Origin of the sequence: Hansschlegelia sp. (assembly GCF_035538955.1) — a bacterium.
Taxonomy (GTDB): Bacteria; Pseudomonadota; Alphaproteobacteria; order Rhizobiales; family Methylopilaceae; genus Methylopila.
In genome coordinates, this window is record NZ_DATLJK010000016.1 from 31,906 (window position 1) to 53,597 (window position 21,692).

17 protein-coding genes are annotated in these 21,692 nt (G+C 70.0%); 8 read left to right on the forward strand and 9 right to left on the reverse strand.

Annotated features, from left to right (window positions below):
- Window positions 1-220: 220 nt before the first annotated feature.
- Complete coding sequence (locus VM780_RS15325) at window positions 221-976, reverse strand: SDR family oxidoreductase (protein WP_325448883.1); 756 nt, start codon at window positions 974-976, stop codon at window positions 221-223.
- 96 nt (window positions 977-1,072) lie between these two features.
- On the opposite strand from VM780_RS15325, the gene VM780_RS15330 reads away from it, so the two are divergent.
- Both VM780_RS15330 and VM780_RS15335 read left to right on the forward strand, forming a co-directional pair.
- Window positions 1,073-1,501, forward strand: coding sequence for a helix-turn-helix domain-containing protein (locus VM780_RS15330; RefSeq protein ID WP_325448885.1), 429 nt, complete (start codon window positions 1,073-1,075; stop codon window positions 1,499-1,501).
- An 88-nt stretch (window positions 1,502-1,589) separates the two neighbouring features.
- Entirely contained in the window at window positions 1,590-3,167 is a 1,578-nt protein-coding gene (locus tag VM780_RS15335; protein ID WP_325448887.1) for a glucan biosynthesis protein G, read from the forward strand.
- Here the strand turns inward: VM780_RS15335 and modC are convergent.
- From modC to modA, 3 genes are read right to left on the reverse strand one after another with little or no spacing between them, the layout of a single operon-like run.
- Window positions 3,164-4,234 (reverse strand): molybdenum ABC transporter ATP-binding protein, encoded by a 1,071-nt coding sequence (gene modC / locus VM780_RS15340; RefSeq protein ID WP_325448889.1) that lies wholly within the window; start codon window positions 4,232-4,234, stop codon window positions 3,164-3,166. The genes VM780_RS15335 and modC overlap by 4 nt on opposite strands.
- A gap of 31 nt (window positions 4,235-4,265) precedes the next feature.
- Complete coding sequence (modB, locus tag VM780_RS15345) at window positions 4,266-4,976, reverse strand: molybdate ABC transporter permease subunit (RefSeq protein ID WP_325449144.1); 711 nt, start codon at window positions 4,974-4,976, stop codon at window positions 4,266-4,268.
- 2 nt (window positions 4,977-4,978) lie between these two features.
- Window positions 4,979-5,788, reverse strand: coding sequence for a molybdate ABC transporter substrate-binding protein (gene modA, locus VM780_RS15350; protein ID WP_325448891.1), 810 nt, complete (start codon window positions 5,786-5,788; stop codon window positions 4,979-4,981).
- Between the two features lie 203 nt (window positions 5,789-5,991).
- On the opposite strand from modA, the gene VM780_RS15355 reads away from it, so the two are divergent.
- Both VM780_RS15355 and VM780_RS15360 read left to right on the forward strand, forming a co-directional pair.
- Window positions 5,992-8,208, forward strand: a complete 2,217-nt coding sequence (locus VM780_RS15355) for a heavy metal translocating P-type ATPase (RefSeq protein ID WP_325448893.1) — start codon at window positions 5,992-5,994, stop codon at window positions 8,206-8,208.
- Window positions 8,209-8,334: 126 nt separating this feature from the next.
- Window positions 8,335-9,906: a glucan biosynthesis protein D gene (locus tag VM780_RS15360; protein ID WP_325448895.1), complete on the forward strand. Its 1,572-nt coding sequence runs from the start codon at window positions 8,335-8,337 to the stop codon at window positions 9,904-9,906.
- A gap of 15 nt (window positions 9,907-9,921) precedes the next feature.
- On the opposite strand, the gene VM780_RS15365 is transcribed toward VM780_RS15360, so the two are convergent.
- Window positions 9,922-10,746 (reverse strand): MipA/OmpV family protein, encoded by an 825-nt coding sequence (locus VM780_RS15365; protein WP_325448897.1) that lies wholly within the window; start codon window positions 10,744-10,746, stop codon window positions 9,922-9,924.
- A 271-nt stretch (window positions 10,747-11,017) separates the two neighbouring features.
- On the opposite strand from VM780_RS15365, the gene oxlT reads away from it, so the two are divergent.
- The gene (oxlT, locus tag VM780_RS15370) at window positions 11,018-12,316 is read left to right on the forward strand and encodes an oxalate/formate MFS antiporter (protein ID WP_325448899.1); all 1,299 of its coding nucleotides are present in this window, start codon (window positions 11,018-11,020) and stop codon (window positions 12,314-12,316) included.
- A gap of 46 nt (window positions 12,317-12,362) precedes the next feature.
- Here the strand turns inward: oxlT and VM780_RS15375 are convergent, their stop codons facing one another.
- The 4 genes from VM780_RS15375 to VM780_RS15390 all read right to left on the reverse strand — a co-directional run bounded on the left by VM780_RS15375 (window position 12,363) and on the right by VM780_RS15390 (window position 18,247).
- A complete protein-coding gene (locus VM780_RS15375) occupies window positions 12,363-15,053 on the reverse strand; it encodes a bifunctional acetate--CoA ligase family protein/GNAT family N-acetyltransferase (RefSeq protein ID WP_325448901.1) in 2,691 nt (896 codons plus the stop codon).
- 80 nt (window positions 15,054-15,133) lie between these two features.
- Entirely contained in the window at window positions 15,134-16,036 is a 903-nt protein-coding gene (locus tag VM780_RS15380; protein ID WP_325448903.1) for a lactate utilization protein, read from the reverse strand.
- Window positions 16,033-17,460, reverse strand: coding sequence for a LutB/LldF family L-lactate oxidation iron-sulfur protein (locus tag VM780_RS15385; protein ID WP_325448904.1), 1,428 nt, complete (start codon window positions 17,458-17,460; stop codon window positions 16,033-16,035). The genes VM780_RS15380 and VM780_RS15385 overlap by 4 nt, the downstream gene beginning before the upstream one ends.
- 4 nt (window positions 17,461-17,464) lie before the next feature.
- Entirely contained in the window at window positions 17,465-18,247 is a 783-nt protein-coding gene (locus VM780_RS15390; RefSeq protein WP_325448905.1) for a (Fe-S)-binding protein, read from the reverse strand.
- Between the two features lie 184 nt (window positions 18,248-18,431).
- Between VM780_RS15390 and VM780_RS15395 the strand changes: the two genes are divergently transcribed.
- The 3 genes from VM780_RS15395 to VM780_RS15405 are packed head-to-tail and all read left to right on the forward strand — an operon-like array spanning window position 18,432 to window position 21,677.
- Entirely contained in the window at window positions 18,432-19,883 is a 1,452-nt protein-coding gene (locus VM780_RS15395) for an FAD-linked oxidase C-terminal domain-containing protein (protein ID WP_325448906.1), read from the forward strand.
- Window positions 19,880-21,088, forward strand: a complete 1,209-nt coding sequence (locus VM780_RS15400; RefSeq protein WP_325448908.1) for an FAD-binding protein — start codon at window positions 19,880-19,882, stop codon at window positions 21,086-21,088. Before VM780_RS15395 ends, VM780_RS15400 begins: the two co-directional genes overlap by 4 nt.
- Window positions 21,078-21,677 (forward strand): DUF2585 domain-containing protein, encoded by a 600-nt coding sequence (locus VM780_RS15405; protein ID WP_325448910.1) that lies wholly within the window; start codon window positions 21,078-21,080, stop codon window positions 21,675-21,677. The genes VM780_RS15400 and VM780_RS15405 overlap by 11 nt, the downstream gene beginning before the upstream one ends.
- The last annotated feature ends 15 nt before the right edge of the window (window positions 21,678-21,692 follow it).

Consider the following 21,692-nt stretch of genomic DNA (forward strand, 5'->3'; position numbering starts at 1 on the left):
GTTGCTTCACGTCGCGTCCGCCGCCGGAGAGGCGACTTAGAGCCGGTTGGGATTTCCGGCCATCGGGTTGCCCGGCGGGGAGTTCCCGCCAACCCGACACACGACACAGGCACGCGCGAAATTGGGCAGCGCGGAAATAGGAGCGTTCGCGCCCCCGCGCAAGAAAAACCTTCGGATTGTGACAGGGTTTTTTCTTAACGAGCTCCGCGGGCTGCGAGGGTCAGTGCTGCATCGCGTTGATCGCATCGAACATCTGGCTCATCGCGCCATTTTCGGCGGCGTAGCGCAGCGGCTTGCAGCGCTCGACGACGATCTCCGTGGCGCCTGGCTCCGCGAGCAGACGCATGGTCTCGCTGATGAAGTCCGTGAGCGGCATCGCGCGGGGATCGCTCGCCTGCCGCTCGCTCATCAGCTCAGTCTGGACGTAAGGCGGGATGATCTCGATCACCTCGACCGGCGTACCCTCGAGCTGACGGCGCAGCGCCATCGAGTAGGAGTGGATCGCGGCCTTTGTGGCGGAATAAGTCGGCGTCAGCGCCATCGGCACGAAGGCCAGCCCGGAGGAGACGGTGACCACCGAGGCTTTCGGCTGCTTCAGGAGATGCGGCAGCAGCGCCGCCGTCAGCCGGATCGGGCCGAGCAGATTGGTCGCGACCGTCGCCTCCGCCGTCGCGAGATAGTCCGGCGCCGCCTTGACGTCCTCCGGCTGCATGATGCCGGCGTTGTTGATCACGACGTTGAGGCCGGGATGCTCCCGCACGGCGCGTTCGGCGAAGCTCGCGACCTCCGCGGCGTCCGCGATGTCGAGCGTCATCGCCTTCATGCCGGGATTGGCTTGCGTGACCTCGTCGAGCGCGGCCTGACGCCGCCCCGAGACGATGACCTGGGCGCCTTGCGCGTGCAGCGCCTCGGCGAGCGCCCGGCCGATGCCCGAGCCGCCGCCCGTGATGAGAATCGTGCTGCCGGAGATGTCCATGATCGAACCCTTTCCTGTGGCTGGACACAGGATAGATCTCGTGCTCTCCATCAGAAAGTACGCACCCGAAAGTTCGGTAGTAACCCGAAGGAGAGCATGGCCGTGAAGCCGGCGAGACGCGACCCCGTCATCGAGGCGCGGCGCACGCATCCGGCGCCGGCGCAGATCGACCCCGCGATCGAGGCGCTCGTCCAGGACGTGATCGGCCAGGTCGCGGACAAGTGGACCATGCTCGTGCTCGAAGCGCTCGAGGAGCGCGGCACGCTGCGCTTCACCGAAATCGCCCGGGAGGTCGGCGGCATCAGCCAGAAGATGTTGACCAAGACGGTCCGCCAGATGGAGCGCGACGGCCTTGTCGACCGCAAGGTGCTGCCGGTGGTGCCGCCCCACGTCGAGTACAGCCTGACGGAGCTTGGCCGCAGCCTGAGCGCGGCCTTCTGCGGCGTCTGGATCTGGGCGGAGACCTACTATCCCGACGTGGAGAAGGCGCGACGGGCGTTCGAGGCGCGGAAGACCGCCCGCTGAAGGGCGCGTCGTGGCGCCGCGCCGCCTTGCGGGAACGGGGCGATGTGCCTACGGAATTTCAGGTGCCCGCCCTGTCCAAGCGTCCCAGATGACCGATCGTCCTGCCTTCACCCGCCGCGGCGCGCTGGCGCTTGGCGGCGCCGTCGCCGCCTACCTCGCGAGCGGCGCTCCTGGCTTCGCCCAGCAACCCGCGGCGTCCGCCTTCGGCTATGACGACGTCCTGAGGCGAGCGCGCGAGCTCGCCGGTCAGCCTTACGATCCCGGCGTCAGCGAGCTTCCGCAGGAGCTCCGCAACCTGACCTTCGACCAGTACCGGGACATCCGCTTTCGGCCCGACCGCGCGCTGCTCGCCGGCGGCGGCGGCCAGTTCCGCATGCAGATGTTCCATCCGGGTTTCCTGTATCGCCGGCCGGTGGTGGTCAACATCGTGCGCGACGGCATCGCGACGCCCGTGCCCTATTCGGGCGCGCTGTTCGACTACGGGGCCAACCGGTTCGAGCGGCCGCTGCCGGTCGATCTCGGCTTCGCGGGTTTCCGGCTGCACTATCCGCTGAACGACCCGCGTGTGTTCGACGAACTGATCTCGTTCGTCGGAGCGAGCTATTTTCGGCTGCTGGGCCGCAACCAGGTCTACGGGCTTTCGGCGCGCGGCGTCGCGGTTAATTGCGGCGGCCAGGAGCCGGAGGAGTTTCCGGATTTCCGGGAATTCTGGGTGGAGATGCCGGGCGCCGACGACGAGGCCGCCACCATCTACGCGCTGCTCGACGGGGCCTCGCTCACCGGAGCCTATCGCTTCACGGTCTATCCCGACGTCGAGACGGTGGTGGACGTCACAGCCACCCTGATCCCGCGCAGGACGATCGCGAAGCTCGGGATCGCGCCGCTGACCTCGATGTTCTTCTACGCTGAGAACCAGCGTCGGCATTTTTCCGATTTCCGGCCTGAGCTGCACGACTCCGACGGGCTGCTGCTGCAGACCCGCGGCGGCGAATTCGTCTGGCGCCCGCTGCGCAACCCGAAGATCACGCAGATTTCCGCCTTCTGGGACACGGACCCGAGGGGCTTCGGGCTGATGCAGCGAGATCGGCTGTTCGAGCACTACCAGGACCTCGACCTGAACTATCAGATGCGGCCGAGCTACTGGATCGAGCCACGCGAGGGCTGGGGGGAGGGCCGTGTCGAGCTCGTCGAATTGCCGACCGATGACGAGACCAACGACAACATCGTCGCCTTCTGGGTCCCGTCCTTGCCCGCCGAGGCGGGCAAGGAGCGCAGCTTCGGCTACCGCATTCGCGCCATGACCTCGGACGCGAGGCTGCACACCGGCGGGCGCGCGATGAACACCTATCCGACCCGCGCCGCCGCCCTCGGGTCGGCCGAGCCGGTGCCGCCCGGCACGCAGCGCTTCATCATCGACTTCGCCGGCGGGGATTTGGGCTACTTCCTGGCCGATCCGACGCGCGTCTCCGTCGTGCCGTCGACATCCTCGGGCGCGATTCTGCGCACCTTCGTGACGCCGAACCCGAAGATCGGCGGGTTCCGCGTGGGAGTCGACGTGCAGGCCGACACCGGCAAGACGATGGAGCTGCGCGCTTTCCTGAAGGCCGGCGACCGCGCGCTGACCGAGACCTGGACCTTTCCCTATGCGCCCGAAAACGCGCCTTAAGCGCGGCTGACCGCGACGCTCTTCACCAGCGCATAGACGACGCGGCCCGGCGCAAGGTCGAGCTCGGCGGCGGCGCGGCGGGTGATCTCGGCGCGCAACACCGCGCCGCCGATGTCGATCGAAACTGAGGCGTAGGGCCCATAGCCGCGCTTCACGCCCCGAACCACCCCCGGCAGCACATTGCGAACCGAGGAGCGCTGCGGCGGATCGAGCGCGACCGCGACGTCGCGCGCCAGGAAGCGCAGCCGCGCCGGGGCCCCCGGGGCGCCGATCAGGCCCGGGGCCCAGACCCGGTGGCCGCCGAGCGCAAGCCCTGTCAGCCCATATCGTTCGTCGAGCTGCGCGACGACTGCATCGACCGTCACGCCGTCGAGCAGCCGGTCGCCTGCGGTCGCAAGCCCCGCCGCCGCGACCGCCTCCTCGATCGCGCCTGCGGCGACGATCCGCCCGCCCTCCAGCACGATCAGCCCGCGGGCGAGTCGACGCGCTTCCTCGAGCGCGTGCGTGACGTAGAGGACCGGCAGGCCGACCTCCTGGATCAGGGCCTCCAGGAAGGGCAGGATCTCGGCCTTTCTCTCGGCGTCGAGCGCCGCGAGCGGCTCGTCGAACAGCAGGGCCCGCGGGCCTGACAAGAGAGCGCGGCCGATCGCGACCCGCTGCTTTTCCCCGCCCGAGAGCGAGCGAGGCCGCCGGGGCAGCAGATGTCCGATCCCGAGGGTCTCTATCACCTGTTCGAGGGCGGGGCTCGCGTCGTCGCGCCGGCGCCGGCGGCCGAACAGCAGGTTGGAGCGCACCGAAAGATGCGGGAACAGCCGGCTCTCCTGGAAAACGACCGCGATACGCCGCTTGCGTGGCGGCAGGTTCACGCCTGCCGTGCTGTCGAACAGGGCTGTCTGGTTCAGCGCGATGCGGCCGTGGTCCGGCCGGGCGAGACCCGCGACGGCCGCCACCAGCGTCGACTTGCCGGAGCCGGAGCGGCCCAGCACGGCGGTGACGCCGACTGGCGCGGCGAACGCGACGTCGAGCGAGAAGTCCCCGACACGGCGGCGAATGTCGAGCTCGAGCATCAGCCGTCTTCGCTTGAGCGTGGTCTCTCGCTCATCCGGCGATCCGCGAAGCCAGACGTCGCGCCAGCAGCTCGGAGGCGATCAGCGCGGCGAGCGACAGGACGATCGCGATCAGAACGAGTTTGCCGGCGGCGGCGTCTCCGCCGGGCGTCTGGGTCAGCGTGTAGATCGCCGCCGGCAGCGTGCGGGTCTCGCCGGGAATGTTGGAGACGAAGGTGATGGTGGCGCCGAACTCGCCGAGCGCCTTGGCGAAGGCGAGCACCGCGCCCGCCAGCAGGCCCGGAAGCGCAAGCGGCAGCGTCACGGCGAACAGAACCCCCGTCCGGCTGGCCCCGAGGGTCGCGGCGGCGTCCTCGAGCCTGCGATCGACAGCCTCGATCGACAGCCGGATCGCGCGCACCATCAGCGGGAATCCCATGATGGCCGCGGCGAGCGCCGCGCCGGTCCATCGGAACGAGAACACCACGCCGCAGCAGGCCTCGAGCGCCTCGCCGATCGGGCCGCGACGGCCGAAGCCGATCAGCAACAAGTAGCCCGTGACGACCGGCGGCAGGACGAGCGGCAGATGAACGACGCCGTCGAGCAGCGTCTTGCCCGGAAAGCGTCCGCGCGCCAGCGCAAGCGCCACCAACACCGCAAGCGGCAAGCTCGCGACAGTCGCGACGCTTGCGACGAGCAGGCTCAGCCGGACGGCGACGAGGTCGTCCGGCGCAAGCCCGAGCGCAGATCCGAGCGCCTCCAGGGTCAGCTCCCCGAGAGCGGCGCGAGCACCGTGAAGCCCGCCGCTTCAAATGTCTTGCGCGCCTGTGACGAGGCCAAATGCTTCAGGAAAGCCGCCGCATTCGGGTTCTTCGACGCTGTGAGCATGGCCGCCGGATAGACGATCGCCGGATGGCTGTCGGCGGGGAAGGTCCCGACGATCCTGACGCTTGAGTCGGCCGCCGCATCGGTCCTGTAGACGATCCCGAGCGGCGCCTCCCCGCGTGAGACCAGCGCCAGCGCCGCCCGCACGTTCTCCGCGCCGGCGACCTTTGCGGAGACCGAATCCCATAGGCCGAGGCTCGTCAGCGCCGCCTTACCGTATTTGCCGGCCGGCACCGAATTCACCTCGCCCATCGCAAGCCGCCCGTCCCCGAGCAGGCCGGCGAGGTCTGCGCCAGGCTTGAGGTCGACCTCGCCCTTGTTCCAGTCCGGGCCCGCCACCAGCGCCAGGCGGTTTCCGAGCAGGTCGACACGGCTTTCCGGAGCGATCAGCTTCTTGGCGGCGACGTAGTCCATCCACGCCGCGTCGGCCGAGATGAACAGGTCGGCCGGCGCGTCCTGCTCGATCTGCTTGGCGAGCGCGGAAGAGGCGGCGTAGCTCACCCGCACCTGGACGCCGCTCGTCGCGGTCCAGTCTGTGGCGACGGCGTCGAGCGCGTTCTTGAGGGAGGCCGCCGCGAAGACCACCACGGGCGTTCTGGGGCCGGCCTCCTGCGCGTGCGCGGCCAGCGGGGGCGCGGCGAGCGATAATCCCAGAAGGACGCGTGCGAGCAGACGGCGGGTGAAAGTCATGGCGGTCTCCGCGCCGCGAGCTTCGCTCGGGCGGTCGTCGAACAGCGATGCGCGGCAAGCCTCCATCGAGGCGCGGCGCGCGGCGGCGGAAACCGCCATCAGCGGCGGAAGACGGCGGACGATGCCGCAGACGTCGCTCCGCGACAAGGCCGCCCGGCGTCCCGCTTGTCCTTGAGCCCTGCGGGGCGCATCTAAGCCTCGACATGACCCGACATGAACCCGCGGCCGCCTTCGAGCCGGCTTCGCTCACCCTCGACATCGAAGGCATGCATTGCGCGGCCTGCGCGGCGCGCATCGAGAAGGTGCTGGGCCAGACGCCCGGCATCGCCTCCGCGGTCGTCAACCTGCCGCTCGAGCGCGCCGACGTGCGTTTCTCCGGCCCGCCGGACGCCGCCGTCGCCGTCGCTGCCGTCGAGCGGGCGGGCTACGAGGCGCATGTGCGGCCCGCCAGCGCCGCGGCCCGGCGCCAGGCAGAAGCGGATCGGGCGGCCGAACGGCGCAGCGACGAGCGGCGAACGGTCCTGCTGCTGATCATGACCGCGGTCCTGGGCGCGCCGTTCCTGGTCGGGATGATCGGCATGGCCGCCGGGGCGCATGAGATTCTGCCAGGCTGGCTGCAGTTCGCGCTCGCAGCGCCCGTACAGGCGCTAGTCGGCTGGCGGTTCTATCGTGGCGCGTGGGCGTCGCTGCGGGGCGGGGCGGCCAACATGGACGTGCTGGTCGCGCTCGGCACGAGCGCCGCCTTCTTCTGGAGCGCGGGCCAACTCCTCGCGGGCGGTCACGGGCCGCTCTACTTCGAAGCCTCGGTCGCGGTGCTGGGCTTCGTGCTGCTCGGCAATCTGCTGCAGGCGCGCGCGACCTCGGGAGCGAGCGCCGCGCTGACGGCGCTCAGCGAATTGACGCCGTCGACGGCCCGCCGGCGGACGAGCGGCGGCGCCGAGGAGCAGGTCCCGGTCGAGACCCTGGCGCTCGGCGATGTCGTGCTCGTCCGGCCGGGGGAGCGCGTGCCGGTCGATGGGGCCGTCCTTGAAGGCGAAAGCGCGCTCGACGAGTCCCTCGTCACCGGTGAGAGCAAGCCGGTGGCGAAGACGGCAGGCGACCCTGCCGTCGCAGGCTCGCTCAACGGCTCCGGATTTTTGGCGGTCACGGCGACCGCCGTCGGCGAGGACGCGACGCCCGCCCGGATCGGGCGGCTCGTCGCGCGTGCCCAACTCGCCAAGGCGCCGGTGCAGCGGCTGGTCGACCGCGTCACCGCGATCTTCGTGCCTGCCGTGGTGGCGATCGCCGCCGTGACGTTTGCGGGCTGGCTGATCGCCGGCGCCGGCTTCGGCGCCGCGCTCGGCCACGCCATCGCGGTCCTGGTGATCGCCTGCCCGTGCGCGCTTGGGCTCGCGACGCCGGCGGCTCTGGTCGCCGGCACGGGGGCGGGAGCAAAGGCCGGCATCCTGGTCCGGGACATCGACGCCCTGGAGCGCGCCGCCCGCGTCACCGCCGTCGTGTTCGACAAGACCGGGACGCTCACCGCCGGCCGCCCCGCGTTGGTCGCGACGGAGGCAGTCGATGGCGACGCCGCCAAGCTGCTGGCGCTCGCCGCGGCTGTCGAACGCGGCTCCGAGCATCCTCTGGCGCACGCGATCGTGGAGGCCGCTGAAGGGCAGGGGCTCGCGGTCCCGGCCGCGACATCGATCCGGGCCGATCCGGGCGAGGGCGTCGTCGGCGAGGTGAGCGGCCTTAAGGTTGCGGTCGGCAGCGTGCGGATGCTCGTGGAGGCCGGCGCGCATACGGCTCCGATCGAGCCGATGCTCGCCCGCCACGCCGCCGAAGGCCGCACCGCGGTCGCGGTCTCCGAGGGGCGGCGCGCGCGCGGCGTGCTGGCTTTCGCGGACGCCCCGCGCCCAAGCGCCGCCGCCGCCGTCGGGCGGCTCGAGCGCCAGGGCGTCGAGGTCATCATGCTGACGGGCGACAGCGCGGAGGCCGCGGCCCCGATCGCTCGCGCGGTCGGCATCGAGCGGGTCGAAGCAGGCGCGCGGCCGGCGGACAAGCTCGCCACGATCCAGCGGCTCAAGGCGGAAGGCTCGCAGGTCGCGATGGTCGGGGACGGCGTCAACGACGCCCCGGCGCTCGCCGCGGCCGATCTTGGGATCGCGATGGGCGGCGGCGCGGACGTCGCGCTCGAGAGCGCCGGCGTCGCCCTGCTGCGGCCCGATCCCGAGCTCGTCTCGGCGGCGCTCGCTTTGTCACGGCGCACCGTCGCGACCATCCGGCAGAACCTGGTCTGGGCCTTCGCCTACAATGTCGTCGGCCTGCCGCTCGCCGCGTTCGGCTTCCTGTCGCCCGCGATCGCTGGGGCGGCGATGGCGCTGTCCTCGGCGAGCGTGGTGCTCAACGCGCTGCGGCTCGCCCGCTGGCGGCCCGAATAGCCGCCTCCGTTTCTCCGCCGCATTTTCGGTTATAAGCGCGCGAGCTTAACCCGGCGCCAGGTCCGCACCATGTCCCGCTCGCGTCTTCCCGATCTACGGTCCGCTCATCTGCTCGACCGCCGGACGATGCTCCAGATCGCCCTCGCGGCGCAGGCCGCCCTGGCGTTCGGCGGGAGCGCCCGCGCGGCCGAGACCGACCGGCTGACGTTCGGCAAGCCGGAGCCGTTCAGCTATGACGGCCTGAAGGCCTTCGCCAAGGCGCTTGCCGGAAAGCCCTACCAGCCGCCGGCCGCGCCCGATCCCGCGATCGTTCAGAAGATCGACTACGACGCTCACGGCAAGATCAAGTTCAAGCCCGAGCACGCGCTCTACGGCGAGAGCGCCGGCGCCTATCCGATCACCTTCATGCATGTCGGCAAGTTCTTTCCCAAGACCGTCCGCATGCATGCGGTGGCGGACGGGCAGGCGCGCGAAATCCTCTACGATCCGAGCCTGTTCGACATGCCGCCGGACAGCGTCGCGCGCGGCCTGCCGCCGCAGCCTTCGGCCTTCGCAGGCTTCTGGGTGCGGGAGGCCAAGGACCAGGTCACCGACAAGGGCGACTGGAAGACGCGCGAGCCGTTCGCGACCTTCCTGGGCGCCTCTTATTTCCGAGCGATCGGCGGCCGCGGCCAGGTCGGCATGTCGGCGCGGGGCGTCGCGCTGTTCCCGCCGCCGGGCGCCGCGGAGGAATTTCCGGACTTCATCTCGTTCTGGTTCGAGCCCGCAAAGACGGATGGCGACCCGGTCACGGTGTTCGCGCTGCTGGACGGGCCGTCGCTCTCAGGCGCCTACCGCTTCCTGATCCACCGCACGGCGGGCACGCTGATGGAGATTGAGGCCGAGGTCACGATGCGCAAGGAGGTCGCGACGCTCGGACTCGCGCCGCTGACGTCGATGTACTGGTTTTCGGAAACCGCTAAGCCCACCCTGATCGACTGGCGGCCCGAGGTCCACGATTCGGATGGCCTTGCGATGTGGACCGGCTCAGGCGAGCGCATCTGGCGCCCACTCAACAATCCGCCGCGGATCATGACCTCGACCTTCTCGGACGAGAATCCGAGGGGCTTCGGTCTCCTGCAGCGCGACCGCGCGTTCGACCACTACGAGGACGGGGTGAAATACCAGGATCGGCCCTCGACCTGGGTGGAGCCGACCAGCGACTGGGGCAAGGGCGCGGTCCAGCTCGTGGAGCTTCCGACCGACGACGAGATCCACGACAACATCGTCGCCTACTGGGTTCCCGACCAGCCTGCTAGGCCGGGCGCGACGCTTGCGCTCGCCTACAAGCTCCACTGGGCGGATGACGAGCCCTACCCGACGAATCTCGGCCGCTGCGTCGGGACGCGCCTCGGGCGGGGCGGCCAGCCCGGCTTGCCGCGGCCGGCGGGCGTGCGGAAGTTCATCGTCGAGTTCCTCGGCGGCCCGCTCGCGAACATCCCCTATGGCGAGACGGTTGAGCCGGTGCTCTGGGCCTCGCGGGGCAAGTTCTCATACATTTACGCCGAAGCCGTGCCGAGCGACGTGAAGGGCGACTGGCGCGCCCAGTTCGACCTGACGGTGGAAGGACCCGAGCCGGTCGAGATGCGCTGCTACCTGAAGGCTGGCGGCCAGGTGCTCACAGAAACCTGGCTCTACCAGTACCATCCGGCGCCCTGAGGCGCCGGAGCTGTCTCACCGGGTCAGGTCGAACGAATAGGCGACGCCGAGGCCGACGGTGAACACGTTCTTCGTGCCAAGCTTCTTGGCCACCGGGCTGTCGGCGGCTTCGCCCACAAGCCGGTCGTAGCCGCCGAACACGGTCGTGCTCCAGTGCTCGGTCCAGTCGTAGGTGATCGCGCTCGCAAGACCGACCGACTTGAAGCCCCCCTTCGCCTTGTAGCGCGTGACGCGGCCGTTCAGCGCCGCTTCGCCGTTCGACACGCCGTAATAGGTGTTCATGAACCGGCTGTCGCCGATCTCTGTGCGCGGGCCGATCGAGACGGTCACGCGGTCGAAGCGCTGGATGTAGTCGGCCGCGACGTTGCCGACGAAACCGTCATGGCCCCAGAAGCCGCGCCGTAGCTCGCCCCGGACCCGGATCACGTCGAGCGGATAGAACTCGATGAAAGCGCCCGGCTCGATCGCATAGTCGCGGTCGTGCATGCCGCGGAACTTGTGGTCGTCGCTCGAGTCCCGCTCGTTGCGGATCCGGGCGACCGGGCCGAATTGCAGATAGGGCGTGTCGATCAGCGCGAAGCCAAAGCCGTCGTCCGGCGCGCCGAACTTCCACGGTTGTCCGGGCCGGCGGATGCTGAGGCCCGGGATGCCGGTAATTCCGTACTTGCCCGCGCCTTCGAATTTCGTCGTGTAGAGGCCGGTGCCCTTCAGCGTGACGATCCAGCCCTCCTGCACGGCCTCCACCGCCACCGGCGGCTCGAACGCCGGAAGGTCCGCCGCGACCGCGGGAAAGGCTGCGAGGGAGAGCAGCGCGGCGAGCGTGGGAACGCGGTAAGTCATGACAGATCCTAGCGAGGCGCGACGGCCGTCAGCCGCAACCTAGCCGCACTTTTGCTAGCCGAAGGTGAAAACAAGTCGTCCTCCGGCGGAAGGTCCGGCTACCGTTGCTCGATGGCCACGTCTCGGCCGCCTGTCAAAACGGCGCCGGCTGCGCTTGCATTAGGCACGCCACGCCGCTGGCGCGCCAGAAGACGTCGATTGATCAGCTCGTGGACGTCGTTGGCCCCAACCTTGCGTTGAGGGGGCGAACGCTATTCCCGGAGACTGAAACATGACCACCACCGCGCTCGCCTCGACCGTGAGCGGTCGCAAGCGCTGGTTCCAGCTGGCGCTCGGCGTGATCGCCATGATGGCGATCTCTAGCCCGCAATATGTCTGGACGCTCTTCACCAAGCCGCTGCTCGGAACCGTGGGCGGCACGCTGCCCGATCTGCAGGTGACCTTTTCGATCCTGATCGTGCTGCAGACCTGGCTGTCGCCGCTTCAGGGCGCTCTGGTCGATCGCTTCGGCCCGCGGCTGCTGGTGATGACCGGCTGCGCGCTGTCCGGCCTGTGCTGGGTGCTGACCGCCTACGCGACCAGTCTTCCGGCGATCTATTTCACCTATGGCGTGCTGGGCGGCATCGGCACCGGCATCGTCTACATCGGAATCATCGGCCAGATGGTGAAGTGGTTCCCCGACAAGCGCGGCTTCGCGACCGGCATGGCGGCGGCCGGCTACGGCTTCGGCGCGATCTTCCTGAACTTTCCGATCTCCTCGATGCTCGCCTCCGCCGGCCTCCAGCACACGCTGATCGTGTTCGGTCTGCTGCAGGGCGCGGTCGGCGTCGTGGCGGCCCTGTTTCTTCAGCCCGCGCCCGCCATGGGGGCCGCGAGCCGGCCGCAGCCGGCCGTCAACGCCCTGCGGACGCGGCGCGACTTCAACAGCCGCGAGATGCTGAAGACGCCGGTCTTCTGGCTAATGTTCGCGATGATGACCATGATGTCGACCGGCGGCCTGATGGTGATCTCGCAGTTCGCGACCTTCAGCCGGTCCTTCGGAATCGACGAGAAGGTTCTGGTTCTCGGCTTCGCGGCGCTGCCGCTCGCGCTCACCATCGACCGCATCACCAACGGCCTGACGCGGCCGGTGTTCGGCCTGATCTCCGACCGGATCGGCCGCGAGAAGACCATGGCGATCGCCTTCATCGGCGAGGGACTCGCGATCGCCGCGCTGGTCGCGGTGCGCGACGATCCGCTGCTCTACGTGCTGATGTCGGGCGTTGTGTTCTTCGGCTGGGGCGAGATCTTCTCGCTGTTCCCGTCGACGCTGACGGACACGTTCGGCGAGACGCACGCCACGAAGAACTATGGCTTCCTCTACATGGCGCAGGGCGTCGGCTCGGTTCTCGGCGGGCCGATCGCGGCCTGGATCTACGCCTCGTCCGGCAGCTGGATGCCGGTGTTCGGCATCATCATCGCGATGGACGTGCTGACCGGCGTGCTGGCGATCGTCGCGCTCGCGCCCATGCGGAGGAAGCTGCTCGAGGGCGCGGCCCCTGCCACGCGGGCGGAGCCGGCGCTCGCCTGACGACGCTTCTGCTCTGCTCGCGCCGCACGGGCGCGAGCAGAGCGCCTCAATCGCGCAGGGAAAGCGTCGCGATCCTGACGCCGATATCGTCCGGATCGGGCGTAATGGCGAAGCCCAGCTCGCGGCAGACAGCCAGCATCGAGCTGTTCTCCGCCAGGATCTGACCGGTGATCGCGCCCCAGCCTTCGGATCTCGCGAAACGGATCAGGGTCCGCATCAGCCGCCAGCCAAGGCCGCGGCCCTTGAAGTCGGAGCGCAGCAGGATGGCGAATTCGCCCGCGTCGGCATTTGGATCCGCGTGCAACTGGACGATGCCGAGAACGGCTCCGTCAGAGTCCAGCGCGAGCAGGACCATCGTTCGCGCGTAATCGATCTGCGTGAGACGCGCGATGAAGGCGCGCGGCACCTCGCTCATCGGGGTGAAGAAGCGCTGGCGCAGATCTTCGGCGTCGACCTGCCGGAAGAAGGCCGCGACCCTCGGCTCGTCCTCAGGCCGCACAGGCCGCACCGCGATCTCGGAGCCGTCGCTGAGGACGAGCCTGGTCTCGAACTGTTTCGGATAGGGGCGGATGGCGAGGCGCGCATTGGCGACGCCAGCTCCGCCGCCACGCGGCGCCGGGGCGACCCGGATGCGGGCGTCGAACGCGAACGCGCCGCGGGGCGTCACGACCAGCGGATTGATGTCGAGTTCGCGGATCTCGGGCATGTCGGCCGCGAGCTGCGCGAGCTTCACCAGCACGAGCGCGGCGGCGTCGCGATCGACGGCTGGAAGGTCGCCATGGCCGCCGAACAGACCGCCGACGCGGGTCTGGGCGATCGCGTCCCGAGCCAATCCGAGATGCAGCGGCGGCAGCGCCACGGCGAAATCGCGCAGCAGTTCGATCGCGCGACCGCCGGCCCCGAACACGACGACCGGCCCGAACGCCGGATGGTCGGCGAGCCCCGCAAAGGCGTCCTGCCCGTCCTCCGGCCTGATATGCGGCTGCACCAGAAAGCCGTCGATCCGGGCTTCGGGCGCACGGGCCGCGACGCGGGTGAGCATCGCGCGCGCGGCCTGCTCGACCGCTTCGGGGCTTTCCAGCGCCGTTCGCAGGCCGTCGACCATCGACCGCCGCGGAATGTCGGGCGAGACGATCTTGAGCGCGGCGCCGCCCGGCCCCATCAGCCCGCGGGAGACCTCTGCGGCCTCCTCCGGCGTCGCCACGAAAGTCTGCGGCAGCAGCGGGATGTCGTAGGCCGCCAGAACCTCGGCGGCATCGGTCGGCGACAGCCACTCGCGGCCGCTGGCGAGGCAGGCCGCGACCGCCGCCTGCGCGCGACCGAGGTCGGGCGAAAAGCTTTCCGGCGCGGACGGAGGGGCCGCGAGCAGCGCCGCCTGGCCCTCGACGTGGCGCACCAGGTGCATGAGGCCGGCCACGGCGGCCTCCGGGGTCCGGAAGAAGGGCACATGCGCCGCCTCGAGCGCCGCGCGTGGCGCAGGGTCGGAGCCGAGAAAGGCCGCGAAGACCGGCTTCGGCGGATAGCGCCGGCTGCGCGCCCGCTTCGCGGCGGCCACCACCGCACGGGCGCAGCCGAGCGCTGGCGACAGCCGGGTCGGCGCATACAGCGCGAGCGTGGCGTCGACCTCAGGATCGTCGAGCGCCGCTTCGAGAACGGTTTCGTAGAGCTTCGGCGGCGCGTCGCCGCGCAGGTCTGCGGGATTGAGGCTTTCGGTCTCCTCGGGAAGGGCCGCGGCGATACGGGCCGCGGTCTCGGCGGAGAAGCGCGCCGCCACGCCGCCGAGATCAGCGAGCCGGTCGGCCGCCAGCGTCCCGAGCGCCGCGCCGTTCGCGACGATCGCGATGCGCTTGCCTGTGAGCGGGGCGACATGCGCGAGCGTCTCGGCGGCGGAGAACAGCTCCGCGAGATCCGCCACCCTTAGCAGCCCCGAGCGCCGGAATGCGGCGTCATGCACCGCGTCCGAGGTGGCGAAGCTCGCCGCATAGGATGACCACGCCCGCCCTTCGGGCTCGTGACGGCCGCCCTTGACCACCACCACAGGCTTGATGCGCGCCGCCGCCCGGGCGGCGGAGAGAAAGCGCGGCGCGTCGGTGACGGCGTTCAGGTAGAGTAGGATCGCATGAGTGCGGCGGTCGAGCGCGAAATGGTCGAGCAGGTCGCCGACGTCGACGTCGGCCATGTCGCCAAGCGACACCACGCCCGAGAAGCCGATGCCGCGGGCGTTCGCCCATTCGATCGTGGAGGCCATGACGGCCCCCGACTGAGAGAGCAGCGCAAGCTCGCCTGGCCGGGCCTCGGGCGCGATGCTGACGTTGAGGCGGACATACGGGCTCTGGACGCCGAGGCAGCCCGGCCCGACGAGCCTGAGACCGGTGAGCCGGGCTGCCTGCTCGGTCGCCGCACGGGCCGAGCCGGGGCCGGCGCCGAGCCCGCGGGTGACGATGACGGCGGCCCGTGCGCCGGCCGAGCCGGCGTCTTCGATGATCCTGGCGACGGCGTCGGGCGGCGCGGTGACGACCACGAGGTCGGGCGGCGCCGCAAGCTCCGCGAAAGTCCGCGTCGCAGCGACGTCGTCGATGACGGCGTGATCTGGATTGACCAGTCCGATTGAGCCGGCGAATCCGGCCTCGCGCAGGCCGGCGAGAATGACCCTCCCAGCGCTCCCCGGCCGTGGGCTTCCGCCGGCCAGGACGACCGAGCGGGGCGCGAACACGGCGTCAAGGTTCCGAACCGTCATCGCGCCGCCGTCAGCCCTCCTCGCCGGGGCGCAGAGGCTGGCCCGCGCCGTGCGCGCTCACAAGCCCCGGCGGGCCGCCGTCACGGTTGCGTCTGTGAAGGCGGATCGCTCGCCGGGAAGCTCTCGTCCAGAGACTCGTCGAGTTCTTCGTCCTCGTCCTCAGGGTCCGGCTTCTGTTCCGGATCCGCAGGCTTTTCTTCTCCGGGCTTCTTCGGGTCCGCAGCGAGCGTCGAGCCGACGCGCGGCTCGGCGGGCGTGGAGCCGGCCGGAGCGGCGGCGGAGTCCTCGACAGGCTCGGTCGCGGCGGCCTCGGGATCTATAAGCACGATGTGCAACCTCCGTGGTCCGTGGGCGCCCATCAGCAGGATTTGCTCGATGTCGGCGGATCGGGACGGGCCGGTGATCCAGTTCACGGTGCGCGGCATGGCGCCTGCCCCGAACCGGTCGCGAACCCTGTCCCACACATCCTCATAGGTGGCGGCCACATCGCTGACGTCGAGCACGACGATATGATTGTCCGGCAAGAAGTTCAGCGTCGTCGGATTGTCCTCGCCCGAGACGAGCACCAGCGTTCCGGTCTCCGCCACCGCTCCGAAAGCGGCGCTGACGCCCGCGGCGTCGTCGCCGAAGGAGCGGCCGGTCGCGATCTCGAGCGCAGTTCTCTCCCACGGCAGGTTCCCCAGGCGCGGGTCGGTCCCGCGACGCAGCCGTGGCGCGAGATTGTGCGCTCGCAGGAATTCCGCGATGGCCGCAGGGGCGTGCTCGGCCGCCGGCACGGTCGCGACGGTCGCCGCCGAGGCTTCCGCCATCTCGACGAACAGCGCGATCCGCTGGCGAGCCGACTTTTCGGTGGCGCGGGCCGGCAGAACGCCGGCGGGCCTCTGCGCCAGCCTCTCCTCGACGATCATGCGGCGCGGACGCTCGGCGCTAGTCGAGCCGAGCGAACGGCGGATATTGGCGAAGATCTGCTCGCGCGGCGTCATGCGCGCTCCTTCCGCGCCGCCCATTGGGCCTGGAAGGTGCCGCCCTCGGGCGCCGCGAAGTCGCGCGTCGCCGTCCAGCCGCCCGCGAACGGCAACGTACGGAACCGGCCTTTGCCGCGGCCGAGCAGGGCGAGCGCGCCCATTCCGGCTCTCGTCGCCAGCCGGTAGAGCCGCGGCCGTCGAGCGAAGAAGCCCCAGAGCTTGAGCCCGGAGCGGACGGTAGCGGGGGAGAGATGGCGCTCGAACTCCCGTTCGCGCCAGTGCCGCATCAGCTTGGGAAGCGGGATGCGCACCGGGCAGACGCTTTCGCAGCGGCCGCAGAAGGTCGAGGCGTTGGGCAGTTGGCCGGCCTTGTCGACGCCGATCAGCGAGGGCGACAGCACCGAGCCCATCGGTCCCGGATAGACCCAACCGTAAGCGTGGCCTCCGACCGCATGATAGACCGGGCAGTGGTTCATGCAGGCCGCGCAGCGGATGCAGCGGAGCATCTCGCGGAACTCGCCGCCGAGCATGGCGGAGCGGCCGTTGTCGAGCAGGACGACGTGATACTCCTCCGGTCCGTCGACGTCGCCCGGCCGACGCGGGCCGGTCGAGAAGGTCGTGTAGACGGAGATCTCCTGGCCGGTCGCAGAGCGCGCCAGCACGCGCAGCATCTGGCTGGCGTCCTCGAGCGTGGGGACAAGCTTCTCGATCGAGGCGAGCACGATGTGGACCCGGGGGAGGGTCTGGCTGAGATCGCCATTACCCTCATTGGTCACGATGATCGACGTGCCGGTTTCGGCCACCAGGAAGTTTGCCCCGGTGATGCCGACATCGGCCGCAAGAAATTTCTGCCGCAGCACGCCGCGCGCCTCGGCGAGCAGCGACTCCGGCGCGTGCAGATCGCGTTCGGGGGGCAGGTCGCGGTGGACGCGGCGGAAGTCGCTCTCGATCTGGTCGCGGTTGAGGTGGATGACCGGCGCCACGATGTGGCTCGGCCGTTCGCCGCGCAGCTGGATGATGTACTCGCCAAGGTCGGTCTCGATCGGCTTCACGCCCGCCGCCTCTAGGTGGGCGTTGAGCTCGATCTCCTCGGAGATCATCGACTTGCCCTTGGCGACCGTCCTCGCGCCCACGCGGCGGCAGATGTCGACGACGATCTTCGACGCATCCTCGGCCGTGGGCGCGAAATGCACCTGTCCGCCGGCGGCCGTGACCCGCGCCTCATAGGCCTCGAGATAGAGGTCGAGATGCGCCAGCGTGTGGTTCTTGATGTCGCGCGCGCTGTCGCGCAGCGCCTCGAACTCCGGCAGCTTGTCGGCCGCCTTCCGGCGCTTCGCGATGAAGCCGCTCTCGACATTGCCGAGCGCGCGCTGCAGCGCCGGGTCGTGCAGCGCCTGGTGGGCGTTCTCCTTGAACGCCGGCGAGGTGAAATGCGCCGTCATCCTGTCACTCCCCCCGCGTCGGCTCGCCGATGGCGGGCTCCTCGCCCATCCCGGCCAGCACTTCGGCGACGTGGCGGGCTCGGACCGGGCGCCCCTGTCGCTGCAGCTTCCCGGCCATGTTCATCAGGCAGCCGAGGTCGCCCGCAAGCAGCGTCCCGGCGCCGGCCGCCACCACGTTGTCGGTCTTCTTGGCGACGATCGCGTCGGAAATCTCGCCATACTTCACCGCGAAGGTGCCGCCGAAGCCGCAGCAGACGTCCGGATCCTTCATCTCCGCGATCGTCAGCCCCTGTACGCTTTCCAGCAGCCTGCGCGGCTGCGCCTTGACGCCGAGCTCGCGCAGGCCCGCGCAACTGTCGTGATAGGTGACAACGCCGTCGAAGCGGGCGGGCACCGACGTCATCCCGCGAACGTCGACGAGAAATGTGACGAGCTCGAACACCTTGGCCGCGAAGGCGTCGGCGCGGCGGGAGAGGTCCGGCTCTCCCGCGAACAGCTCAGGCACGTGTTTCTTCAACTGGCCGGCGCAGGAGCCGGAGGGCGCGACCACATAGTCGACGCCCTGGAAGGCGTCGATCGCCTGGAGTGCAAGGTCGCGCGCCGTGGCGCGGTCGCCATTGTTGAACGCGGGCTGGCCGCAGCAGGTCTGCGGCGGCACCACGACCTCGCAGCCGGCCTGCTCGATGAGCTTGGCGGCCGCAAATCCGATGGAGGGCCGGATCAGGTCGACCAGGCAGGTCGCGAAGAGGCCGACGCGGGGACGGGACGGCGCGGAGGCGGCGGACAAGGCAAGCTCCGAAAGGCGGCGGACAAGTCGGCCGTGATGGCCCGTTTGAACATGTAGGGCAAGGCGATCGGCGCAAGGCCGCCGCCCATCCCGCAGGCTACCCGCGACGGGCACCATGACCTAAGACTGATTCCAAACCTCGCGCGGCGTAAGCGCCGCAAAAGAGGGATCAGAGGAGGAGACGATGACCGGGATCGCCATGCCGGCCGCCGACCCGCGCATCCTGGCCCGCCGCGACGAGATCGTCGCCGGGCTGCGCGCGCTCGTGCCGGGCGAGGGCGTGATCGTTTCGGAGGACGAGCGTCGCGCCTTCGAGACGGACGCGCTGACCGCATACCGGCGCATGCCGCTCGCGGTGGTGCTGCCGTCCACGACCGAACAGGTCGCGGCCGTGCTCGCCTTCTGTGATCGCGAGGGCGTGCCGGTCGTGCCGCGCGGCGCCGGGACCTCGCTCGCTGGCGGAGCGCTGCCGCAGGAGGATGCGGTGGTGATCGGCGTCTCCAAGATGGCGCGGGTGCTGGACGTGGACCTCGCCAGTCGCACCATGCGGGTGCAGACCGGCATCACCAATCTCGGGGTCTCGGCCGCCATCGCTCATGAGGGCTTCTTCTACGCGCCCGATCCGTCTTCGCAGCTCGCCTGCACCATCGCGGGCAACATCGCGATGAACTCGGGCGGCGCGCACTGCCTGAAATACGGCGTCACGACGAACAATCTGATGGGCGTCACCTTCGTCACCATGCGGGGCGAGATCGTGGAGATCGGCGGCGACGCCATGGACGCGCCAGGGCTCGACCTGCTCGGCGTGATCTGCGGCTCGGAAGGCCAGTTCGGCATGGTCACCGAGGCCACGCTGCGCATCCTGCCGATGGCTGAAGGCGCGCGGCCGATCCTGTTCGGCTTCGAGACCAGCGAGGCGGCCGGCGCCGCGGTCGCGGCGGTGCTCGGCGCAGGCATCGTGCCGGTCGCGATCGAGTTCATGGACAAGATCGCGATCGACATCTGCGAGGACTTCGCCCATGCCGGATATCCTAGAGACGCAGGCGCGCTGCTGATCGTCGAAGTCGAAGGCTCCAAGGTCGAGCTCGACGAGCAACTCGCCCGCATCGAAGCGATCGCCAGGCAGCACGGCGCCACCTCGTCTCGGCAGGCCAGCACCGCGGCCGAAGCGGCGGCGATCTGGAAGGGCCGGAAGTCGGCCTTCGGCGCGATGGGGCGGATCTCGGATTACATCTGCATGGACGGCACCATTCCCACCGGCCGGCTGCCGGAGGTCCTTCACCGCATCACCGAGATCTGCGACGCGCAGGGCCTCAAGGTCGCGAACATCTTCCACGCCGGCGACGGCAATTTGCACCCGCTGGTGCTCTACGACATGAACGATCCTGTCTCTCTGGCGAAGGCCGAGGAGGCTGGCGAGGAGATCCTTCGGGCCTGCGTGGAGGTCGGCGGCTGCCTCACGGGCGAACACGGCGTCGGCATCGAGAAGCGCGAACTCATGACGGTCCAGTTCACCCATGTGGAGCTCGCGCAGATGATGCGCGTGAAGCAGGCCTTCGACCCGAACTGGCTGATGAACCCGGCCAAGGTGTTCCCGCTCGAGATGCGTTTCCCGTCGCACAAGGCCGCCGCGTGACGTTCCAGGTCAGCCAGGAAGCGACGTCCGACGTCGTGTCTCCGCTTGATGAGGCGGGCGTCGGGGCCATCGTGCTCGATGCGATCGAGCGCAAGGCGCCGCTCGCGATCCGGGGCGCAGGCACCCGCGCAGGCCTCGGCCGGCCGGTGCAGGCGGCGCGGGCGCTTTCGACGGAGCGTCTGACGGGCGTCACCCTGCTGGAGCCTTCGGAACTCGTCGTCTCCGCACGGGCCGGCACGCCGGTCGCCGAGGTCGAGGCGGCGCTCGCCGAAAAAGGGCAGCGGCTGGCGTTCGAGCCGTTCGATCATCGCCCGCTTTACGGCACGTCCGGCGAACCCACCATCGGGGGGCTGGTCGCCGCCAACGCCTCCGGCCCCCGGCGGGTGATCGCCGGGGCGGCGCGCGACGCGCTCATCGGCGTGCGGATGGTTACCGGCCGGGGCGAGATCATTCGCTCAGGGGGGCGCGTGATGAAGAACGTCACGGGCTACGACCTCGTGAAGCTCGCCGCGGGCTCGCACGGCACGATTGGCGTGCTGACAGAGGCGACCTTCAAGACGCTGCCGATGCCGGAGAGCGAGACCACCCTCGTGCTGGAGGGGCTGGACGACGCGGCGGGCGTCGCCGCGCTCTGCGCCGCCATGGTCACGCCGTTCGAGGTGACCGGCGCGGCCTACCTGCCGGCGCGAGGGGATACGCCCTCCTGCACCTGCCTCCGGCTGGAGAATTTCGAGAGCCAGCTGCGCTACCGCACCGCCGCGCTTGAGAAGGCGCTGGGTCATCGGGGTCCGACGAACCGGCTCGACGTTCCGACCTCGCGCGCGCTGTGGCGCGAAATCGCCGCGGCCGCGCCTCTGCTGGGGCCCGAGCGCCGGATGATCTGGCGGATTTCGGCGGCGCCGACCCGCGCCGCGGAACTGGTCGCGAAGCTTCGTCCGGTCATCGCGTCTCACTTCTACGACTGGAGCGGCGGCCTCGTCTGGATCGCCGTCGAGCCTGCGGAAGATGCGTGCGCGGGCGTTGTGCGTCCGGCCGTGCAGGCGGCGCGCGGGCACGCGACGCTCATCCGTGCGCCGTTGGCGACCCGCGCGGCCGTCGAGGTGTTCGAACCTCAGGCGCCGGCGCTCGCGCGGCTGACCCGCGCCGTCACCGCGGCGTTCGATCCGGAAGGCGTGCTCAATCCCGGCCGCATGCATGCGCTCTGACGTCGGCGCGGCGGTCTCGCCCGGCGCCGAGCGCGCCTGTCTGGTGTTCTCCGTCCTGTGCGTCGCGGTTCTCGCCTGCGGCCTCGCCGCGATGGGGCGTCCGCTGATCTGCCCCTGCGGGACGATCGAGCTCTGGCACGCCAACGCCAACGACGCCGGGACCTCCCAGCACATCGCCGATTGGTATTCCCTGTCGCACGTCATCCACGGCTTCCTGTTCTATGCGGCCGGCTGGCTGCTGTTCGGGCGCGGGCGGCGACCGCCGCTCGGCAGGGCGCTGCTTCTAGCCGTCGCGGTCGAATGTGCGTGGGAGTTGATCGAGAACAGCCCGGCGGTGATCGAGCGCTATCGGACCACGACGGTCTCGGACGCTTATGCGGGCGACAGCGTGCTGAACTCGCTCGCTGACGCCGGATTCATGATCGCCGGCTTCTTCTTCGCGCGCCTGGCGCCGGTGTGGGCCACGATCGTGGCGGCCGTCGCCATGGAGTTCGCCGCGCTCTACGTCATCCGGGACAATCTCACGCTCAACGTGCTGATGTTCCTCTATCCGTCGGACGCCATCACGGCGTGGCAGTCCGCCCGGTAAGCCTCAGAGCCTTTT